General features: G+C 34.3%; 4 protein-coding genes. All 4 read right to left on the bottom strand.

Going from position 1 to position 2,358, the window contains the following annotated elements; genetic code table 11:
* Positions 1 to 33: 33 nt before the first annotated feature.
* The 4 genes from D0T51_RS12135 to D0T51_RS12150 are packed head-to-tail and all read right to left on the bottom strand — an operon-like array spanning position 34 to position 2,313.
* Positions 34 to 336 carry a DUF1573 domain-containing protein gene (locus tag D0T51_RS12135; protein ID WP_255495836.1) on the bottom strand — a complete coding sequence of 101 codons (303 nt, stop codon included), beginning with the start codon at positions 334 to 336 and terminating at the stop codon, positions 34 to 36.
* 38 nt (positions 337 to 374) lie between these two features.
* Positions 375 to 1,430 (bottom strand): BF3164 family lipoprotein, encoded by a 1,056-nt coding sequence (locus D0T51_RS12140; protein ID WP_163729662.1) that lies wholly within the window; start codon positions 1,428 to 1,430, stop codon positions 375 to 377.
* A 5-nt stretch (positions 1,431 to 1,435) separates the two neighbouring features.
* A complete protein-coding gene (locus D0T51_RS12145; protein WP_163729664.1) occupies positions 1,436 to 2,038 on the bottom strand; it encodes a hypothetical protein in 603 nt (200 codons plus the stop codon).
* 38 nt (positions 2,039 to 2,076) lie between these two features.
* Positions 2,077 to 2,313, bottom strand: coding sequence for an NVEALA domain-containing protein (locus D0T51_RS12150; protein ID WP_163729666.1), 237 nt, complete (start codon positions 2,311 to 2,313; stop codon positions 2,077 to 2,079).
* Positions 2,314 to 2,358: the final 45 nt, after the last annotated feature.

Consider the following 2,358-nt stretch of genomic DNA (forward strand, 5'->3'; position numbering starts at 1 on the left):
TTGCCATCAGGGCAACTCCTATAATTCTCTTTTTCATTTTATTTGATTCTCTTTTATTTTTAGTTTAATCCATTTCTCTGTGTTACATTTTACCGTGAGGGTTTCATCGAAAAACCCTGTATCTTTGGGTATATAATTCACATTTACCTGTAAGACTTCTCCCGGTTGTGCCGGGTGTTTATCGAATGTAGGAGAAGCGCAACCACAAGTTGTTGCTATATCCATAATCAGAAGCGGATGGTTGCCTGTATTTTTGAGGGTGAACATTGCTGTTGAAGAGCGTTTTTTTTTTGGGGGGGGGGAAGTAATCTCTTTCCCTTGCCATTCGGTAACCAAACGAGTGATTTTTCTCTTTTCTGGCTCCTGTCATATTGCTAGTATTTATATTTTATTATTCTAAATTCAGGTTCATCGGTTATGGCATAAATAGTTTTCGAATTAACATCTATAGCCATATTAAAAACAGGTTCTGATAATTGATAATATCGTAAAGGGTCTAAGTCTTTATTAAAAACCAAGATCTTATCTTTTTTATTCCCATTCCTAAGGCTTGAAGATGCGCCCGAATAAAGAACAAATATCTCATCAGCAACCACTAATGGTCCCAAATAGGCATCCCGGCCTTTATCAAAGTCAAATGCCACCTTTGTACTACCATCGCCAAAATGTTGTTCTCTCACTTCTGGAAAGAAAAAGTCGGGTCCATGTACTCTACTCAGTATGTTCCCCTCAGTATCAAAGACTTCTATCAGATCGGTAGCTAAACAAAATAAATAAATTCTTTCATTTTCAGGAGAATACATCAAATTAGCTGTAAAGCCTTCAATATTTTCTATAGCAGTTATATCTTTCCTGAAAAAAGGAAAATCGCCATTGGTAAATTTATAATTACCGTTCATGTCAAAAAAAGTAAGTCTGTTGTGTTCGGGATTATATGCTGTTGCTACAGATGATCCATCACGCAATATATTCATCCTGCTAAATGCATCCTTTATTTGGATACGAGATTGCATTGTTACAGTATCAGAATTTGAAATGTTTAATAGGTTATAACCAAAACCTCTTCTACTGTTACTGTCGATAATCCAGAGTAAAGAATCCAATATTTGCATATTTGAAATATGCATTAACTCCTCCGGGCCACTACCAAAAGAAATATATTCTCCTGTTTTTTTCATCGTATTTAGGTTGTACCGGCAAAGAAGCTTATCAGAAAGCATGCTATATACAAATAAAATAGAATCTGCAGCAAGAACTCCCATTGGCTTCAAAACAGGCTCATCAAAAAAAACTTCTTCTCCTTGAAGTGAAATAGGTATGCCAAAATCTGCGTATTTAATATGCTGAATGTCTTTATACTCCTGCTTACTCTGACATCCTTCTAGTAATACCATATTCATGCAGAGATAGTAAAACAGATATCTTTTCATAATTCTCATTTATATTTATAATAAACAATTATACACCGATCAATATCCGGCAGGTAATCTTCTAATTTTCTCTTCTGGCGTGTCCATTTATCAGAGAAATTACCACTCTCTTTATCGCTGTCTGTTTCGTAAAATATGCACAGCAGCTTACCCTCCTTAAACGCAAAATCTTTCTTTTCATTATAATATTCACACTTGAATATTTTACCCTTATCTGCAAGCTTTAATCTGTATACGTCCATGCCTTGAAAATAGAAAAATAGATTTAAATGCTTCCTTTTCGATAAATCAGGGACAATTTCAAAATTTACTTTAGACCCTTTCAGAAACCTTCCAAAGTTTATTAATTCATCTTGGGAAAATATCTTATTCCCCTTTCGATAGTCTTCCATATGGATAGAAAATTGAGTTGTATCATAGGGCATCTCCAGGCGCACTGCAAATCTTTCACTGTTTGGATCTGGTTTGGGGACAGAAGATGTTTCGCCCACTCTCGAGTTCTTCCTTGTAATTCCATTTGATTGACCAAGCTTAGACAAATCAACTTGCCCTTTAACTCCCAAAGGGAGCAATAAACAAATTATAATAAAAAAAATATTTATTTTCATTCTCTTATTTTTTAAGAGGGCTGAATGCCCTCTTTTTTTTATCCCCTACTATATTTACATGTTCCCTTAAAAATACCCCATTCATATACAGAACACTCATAATAATAACCATAATAAGTGCACATGCCCCATCCAAGTTCTCCGCTTGCCAATGCCTCTACATTATTTAACATTACATCAGAGAGAAAAATCTCTTTCTTTTCTTGGCCTATTTTAACTCCCGCTACTAATGCAATGGCTACTACAATTATGATACTTAATATTTTCTTTTTCATTTTATTTGATTCTCTTTTGTTTTTATTCTAAAAATAATTTCTCAA

It is taken from the genome of Parabacteroides sp. 52, from assembly GCF_010500925.1.
Lineage (GTDB): Bacteria > Bacteroidota > Bacteroidia > Bacteroidales > Tannerellaceae > QVMG01.